General features: G+C 60.5%; 6 protein-coding genes. All 6 read right to left on the minus strand.

Annotated elements, in window-relative coordinates; genetic code table 11:
* Positions 1-220: 220 nt before the first annotated feature.
* Positions 221-847 (minus strand): LON peptidase substrate-binding domain-containing protein, encoded by a 627-nt coding sequence (locus AYR66_RS22550; protein WP_088709375.1) that lies wholly within the window; start codon positions 845-847, stop codon positions 221-223.
* A gap of 8 nt (positions 848-855) precedes the next feature.
* On the minus strand, positions 856-1,719 hold the full coding sequence (gene rapZ / locus AYR66_RS22555) for an RNase adapter RapZ (RefSeq protein ID WP_088709376.1): 864 nt from the start codon (positions 1,717-1,719) through the stop codon (positions 856-858).
* Between the two features lie 19 nt (positions 1,720-1,738).
* On the minus strand, positions 1,739-2,677 hold the full coding sequence (gene hprK, locus AYR66_RS22560; RefSeq protein ID WP_088709377.1) for an HPr(Ser) kinase/phosphatase: 939 nt from the start codon (positions 2,675-2,677) through the stop codon (positions 1,739-1,741).
* Between the two features lie 50 nt (positions 2,678-2,727).
* Positions 2,728-3,195 (minus strand): PTS sugar transporter subunit IIA, encoded by a 468-nt coding sequence (locus tag AYR66_RS22565; protein ID WP_088710003.1) that lies wholly within the window; start codon positions 3,193-3,195, stop codon positions 2,728-2,730.
* Positions 3,196-3,453: 258 nt separating this feature from the next.
* Positions 3,454-4,293, minus strand: coding sequence for an NADPH-dependent 7-cyano-7-deazaguanine reductase QueF (gene queF / locus AYR66_RS22570; RefSeq protein ID WP_088709378.1), 840 nt, complete (start codon positions 4,291-4,293; stop codon positions 3,454-3,456).
* A gap of 93 nt (positions 4,294-4,386) precedes the next feature.
* Positions 4,387-5,940: a threonine ammonia-lyase, biosynthetic gene (gene ilvA, locus AYR66_RS22575; protein WP_272938356.1), complete on the minus strand. Its 1,554-nt coding sequence runs from the start codon at positions 5,938-5,940 to the stop codon at positions 4,387-4,389.
* Positions 5,941-6,072 lie beyond the last annotated feature (132 nt).

The raw sequence follows: 6,072 nt of genomic DNA on the forward strand, positions 1-6,072 counted from the left end.
ATGTGCGCTCAAAGTGTGGCGATAACTGCTTGCTGGTTGCGGGAAATTTTGCCGATGCGGCAGCGACAGCCATTTATCCTACGAATGGCCCGCAGCGATTTTGCGCGGTGACAAACCGGCGATAAAAAATGCGCTACGGAAGCATTGCGCGAGAAGGAATCTCGCAAATGTCACATTGCCGGTCGAGTGAAGGCCGTGATTCTTGTTTTTGTTTTAACGCTCAGACGATCTTGTGCTGCACGAGGTACTGATGAACGATGGAGAGGCGGCTTTCCGCGTCGAGCAGTTCCATCAGTTTTTGCCGTGCCTTGAGCGGAATGGGAAGGATTTCGCACCAGCGGTTTGCGACCCAGCTGGCGCTGTCGAGGCGGATCGGTTGCGAGAACGGACTGACGAAAGCCGTTCCCTGCTCGGCGTGGCCCTTGGCATTGACGTCGTCGATGACCATCTTGAGCGTTTTCGCACAGGTGACGTGGATATCGCTCGCAGGCACGGATTCATCCGGAGCGATGAAGTCGACGCGTGCTTCGAGACGCTGGTCATGCAGTATCCGTGTTTCGCGGATGCGAAAGCGCTCGCCGCCGCGGGTGCGCAGCATCATCACGCCGAGTGTCTCCATGTCCCATCCAGTGATGCGGGCGAGACAGCCGACGTCTTCCGGCTCGGCGGCGAGGCCGACTTCCTGGCCGCTCCTGATGAGGACGACGCCAAACGGCGCGTCATTCTTCATGCAGTCGCGCACCATGTCGATGTAGCGCGCTTCAAAGACCTTCAGTGGCAATACGCCATCCGGAAACAGGACTGTCTTCAGCGGAAACAGCGGCAGCCAGGAATCGTTGGCGGGCATGACGTGTGTCAGTTCAATTCGCGATGACGCACCAGGACGCGTTCGGTGGCGCGGAAATGGCGGGCAAGCTTCTCGACCATGTAGACGGAACGATGCTGGCCGCCAGTGCAGCCGATGGCGACGGTGAGGTAGCTGCGGTTGTCATTCTTGAAAGCGGGCAGCCATTTCTCCACAAAGCCGCGGATGTCGGCCTGCAGTTCGGCCACATGGGCCTGCACGTCGAGGAAGGCGACGACCGGCTCATCGCGTCCCGTCAGCGGACGAAGGCGCAGGTCATAGTAGGGATTGGGCAGCACGCGCACATCGAACACCAGGTCGGCGTCCAGCGGCACGCCGAACTTGAACGCGAAGGATTCGAACAGCAGCGTCAGCGGCGTGCGCTCGGTTTCGACCAGGTCCTTGATCCATGCGCGCAGCTTGTTCGCGGAGAGACCAGAGGTATCGATTACATGACTGATGCCCTCGATAGCAGAGAGCATCTCGCGCTCGCGCAGGATGCATTCGGTCAGCGTCGGCTGGTCGCTGCTGCCCGGGCTTGGCCGGAAGCGGTGCGAGAGCGGATGGCTGCGGCGTGTTTCGGAAAAACGGGCGATCAGCGATTCCGTTTTCGCCGACAGGAACAGGACCTTGACGTCGTGTCCTTCGTCCTTCAGCTTCTGGATGTCCGCCGGCAGTCCAGCCAGGGAGTCGGCGCTGCGCGCATCCATCGCGACGGCAAGGGTTTGCGCGCCTTCTTCCAGTCGGGTTTCCACCAGCTGGCGCAGCAACTTGGGCGGCAGGTTATCGACGCAGAAGTAGCCGGCGTCTTCAAGTGCATTCAGTCCGACCGATTTTCCCGAGCCGGAAATGCCAGTGATGAGAATGATGCGCATAACCGCCAATCATACTCCATTAGTCATTTCCCATTGCCTTCTGCTGGCGCTCCATGAACTCCTTGAGCGTATCGATGCCGCGCAGCTGCAGGATGGTGTTGCGCACCGCAGCTTCGAGCAGCACCGCGAGGTTGCGGCCGGCTTCGACCGGGATGATGACCTTGCGGATGGGCAGGCCAAGCACTTCCTCGGTCTGGGAGTGCAGCGGCAGCCGCTCGTAGTTTTCTTCCAGCGTCTTGCGGCGCACGAGGTGGACGATCAGTTTCAGGCGCATTTTGCGGCGCACCGCGGTTTCGCCGAAGATGGTCTTGATATCCAGCAGCCCGAGGCCGCGCACTTCGAGCAGGTTTTGCAGCAGGGGCGGGCAGCGGCCTTCGATCATGTTGGGCGCGATGCGCGCGAATTCGACGGCATCATCCGCTACCAGGCCATGATTGCGGGAAATCAGTTCCAGGCCGAGTTCGCTCTTGCCCAAGCCAGATTCACCGGTGATCAGTACGCCGACGCCGAGCACATCCATGAACACGCCGTGCATCGTCACACGCTGCGCCAGTTCCTTGGACAGGTAGACGCGAAGGTAGTCGATGACTTGCGCGGCGGGCAGCGGTGTGGAGAACAGCGGGATGTTGCGCTCGTCGCATACCTGAAGGATATAGGGTGGCGTCTCGAGGCCCTGCGCGATGATGAAGGCTGGCGGTTCGCCGTTGACCAGTTCTTCCGTCTGGTACTTGCGGGAGGTGGGGGAAAGCTTGTTGTAGTACTGGATTTCCTGGTGGCCGAAGACTTGCAGGCGGCCGGGGTGGATCAGGTTCAGGTGGCCAACCTGGTCGGCGGCGGAAGTGGCGTCGCCTGAGATGCGGCGTTCACCGCCCGGAAAGCCCGCAAACCATCCAAGTTGCAGTGCTTCGCGGGTGTCGTCGTAGAGCTGTTGGATCGAGAGGTTGGTTTGTGTGGGCATGGGCGGAACTCAGGATGGCGGGAGGAGATGTCCTCCCGCATGAGTTCCGATTATGCATGCACGCTCGGTTCCCACGCAATGATGCGCGAATGGACCGATGCGGCGTCCTGATCCGTTGCCAGTTGGTTGCGGAAATTCTCGTCGGAGAACATTTCGGCGACTTCGGACAGGATTTCGAGGTGTTGCTGCGTCACATGGTCGGGAATCAGCAGGAACACCAGCAGCTTGACCGGGTGGCCGTCGGGCGACTCGAAGGGGATCGGCTCCTTCAGACGCACGAACGCGGCGAGCGGCGCTTTCAAACCCTTGATCCGGCCGTGCGGTACGGCGACGCCGTGGCCCAAACCAGTCGAGCCGAGGCGCTCGCGGGCAAACAGGTTATCTGACACAACCGAGCGAGCAATGCTGCAGTTGTTCTCGAAAATCAATCCTGCCTGCTCGAATGCGCGCTTCTTGCTCGATACCTCGAGATCCAGGACTACATTCTTCGCCGACAGGATTTTTGAAAGGTTGGTCATCTTACGAAGCGGCATGCTGCGCCGCACAATGCGTTATTTCGAGTCGCATTATAGGCCTCTTGCGGGGATGTGCAATGACCTAGCTTAGTGTTGCCCGAAGATACTTCCTTGATAGTAAGCAGAAAATAATTGCGAGATATTCAAGATTTGTCACCAGATGCAGTCATCTTAAGCTCAGACCCGTAATCAGAGGATTAGTTTCCAGTTAGAACTGTTTTCGGCATATTTACCACGTTCTGGATGTTGAACTGGCAAGGATTATTGCCGCGCATTACGCAAATTCGACGGCCGCTGTCCAGTAGTGAAATTGGTGCGCCACGGATTGATATCAAGACCGCCACGCCGCGTGTAACGCGCATACACCGACAGCTTCTGCGGCTTGCACTGGCGCATGATGTCCATGAAGATCCGCTCCACGCACTGCTCGTGGAACTCATTGTGGTTCCGGAATCCGATCAGGTATTGCAGCAACAGCTCCTGGTCAATCTGCGGGCCGACGTAACGGATCTGGACGCTGCCCCAGTCGGGCTGGCCGGTGACCAGGCAGTTTGATTTCAGCAGGTGCGACACGAAGGTTTCTTCCACGATCGCATCCTCTTGGTTCGCCTTCAGCAGGCCGGGATTGGGGCTGTATTCGTTGACCTCGATGTCCAGCCGGTCGAGCAGCAGGCCATCGAGTTCGCCCATCGCGACGCTGGAAAAGGCATCGGGCATGGTCAGCTTGACCGAGACCGTCGCGCCGAAGCCGTCCGACAAGTCGGTGCGCAGCATGTCCACCAGCGCTTCCGGCGATGCGATGCGCGTCTGGTTGAAGGAGTTCAGGTAGAGCTTGAACGACTTCGACTCGATGATGTTCGGCGAATCGGCGGGCACCGTGAACGTGGCGATCGCAACCTGTGGCTTGCCGCGCAGGTTCAGCCAGGACAGCTCATACGCATTCCAGATGTCGACGCCGAAGAAGGGCAGGGTGCCGGTGACGCCGATTTCAATGCGTTTCTGTTCGCGCGGGATCGGGAAAAGCAGCGAGGGCGTGTATTCGGCCTGGTAGGCGGTGGGTTTGCCGAGCGGTGATGCTTCCGGCAGGTTGGAGGTGGTCATACGCGTGGCGGCACGGGGCCGAGTGGACTGCCGAGAGGGCGTGATGACCTTCAGACAGCGGCCGGCCCCCTCGGTTCGGCCGCTGCACGGGTCTTACAGGAACAGTTTATATACCGGATTCTCGGTTTCGTCCCAATGACGATAGCCGAGGGACGAGAGGAAGCTGCGGAAGGCCTTCATCTCTTTCTTCGGCACCTGCAGGCCGACCAGGATGCGGCCTACGTCGCCGCCCTGGTTGCGGTAGTGGAACAGGCTGATGTTCCAGTTCGGCGCCATGCTGTCGAGGAAGCGCATCAGCGCGCCCGGACGCTCCGGGAATTCAAAGCGGTACAGCAGCTCGTCTTCCGCCAGCTCGCTCTTGCCGCCGACCAGATGGCGTACATGCAGCTTGGCCAGCTCATCGTGGGTCAGGTCCAGTGTCTTGAAGCCGTGCTTCTCGAAGTTCTTCGAAATCTTTTCGGATTCATCGCGCTTGGAGATCTGGATGCCGACGAAGACGTGGGCGACCTTGGCGTCGCTGATGCGGTAGTTGAACTCGGTGACATTGCGCGGACCGACCAGTTCGCAGAAGCGCTTGAAGCTGCCGCGCTCTTCGGGGATCGTCACCGCGAACAGCGCCTCGCGCGCCTCGCCGACTTCAGCCATCTCGGCCACGAAGCGCAGGCGGTCGAAATTCATGTTCGCGCCGCTGGTCACGGTGACCAGGGTCTGGCCGGTGAGCGGCTTCTTGCCGGCCTTCGCGCGTTCGACATACGCCTTGGCGCCGGCCACGGCGAGCGCGCCGGCAGGTTCGAGGATGCTGCGGGTGTCCTGGAACACGTCCTTGATCGCCGCGCACACCTCGTCAGTATCCACCAGGATGACTTCGTCCACGTGCTGCTTCGCAATGCGGAAGGTTTCCTCGCCGGCGAGCTTGACGGCGGTGCCGTCGGAGAACAGGCCGACATCACCCAGCGTCACGCGGCGGCCTGCCTTGAGGCTGCGCGCCATGGCGTCGGAATCGGTGGTCTGCACACCGATCACCTTGATGTCGGGACGCACCGCCTTCACATACGCCGCCACGCCGGCGATCAGCCCGCCGCCGCCGATCGCGCAGAAGATCGCGTGGATGGGTTCCGAATGCTGGCGCAGGATTTCCATGCCGATCGTGCCCTGGCCGGCGATGACGTACGGATCGTCGAAGGGGTGGACGAAGGTCAGCTTGAGCTTCTTTTCAAGCGTCAGCGCATGGTTGTAGGCATCGGTAAAGGAATCGCCGAACAGTACGACTTCGCCGCCGCGCGCGCGCACCGCTTCAATCTTCACCGGCGGCGTGGTCGTGGGCATCACGATTACGGCGCGGGAGCCGAGGCGGGTGGCGGACAGCGCCACGCCCTGTGCATGGTTGCCGGCCGACGCGCAGATGACGCCGCGCTTGAGCTGGGCCGGCGTAAGGTGCGCCATCTTGTTGTAAGCGCCGCGAATCTTGAAGCTGAAGACGCTCTGGATATCCTCGCGCTTGAGGTAGATGTTGTTGTCCATGCGCTGCGACAGCGTGGGCGCCAGTTCGAGCGGCGTTTCGACCGCGACGTCATAGACGCGTGCGGTCAGGATTTTCTGTAGGTAGTCGGTAGTCATAGGATCGGTATCGGCGGCATGCTTCCCCAATGCGCATGCAGCCCGCCATTATAATGGACGCCCCCGGACATGCTTCCATACCTTTACATACCCGATATGCTGCGTCGTCGCTTGACGCGGCGCCCCATGCCCAAACGATGATCGAATCCGCCATCCGCTGGC

The organism is Noviherbaspirillum denitrificans (assembly GCF_002211445.1).
In the GTDB taxonomy this organism is placed as follows: Bacteria; Pseudomonadota; Gammaproteobacteria; order Burkholderiales; family Burkholderiaceae_D; genus Noviherbaspirillum; species Noviherbaspirillum denitrificans.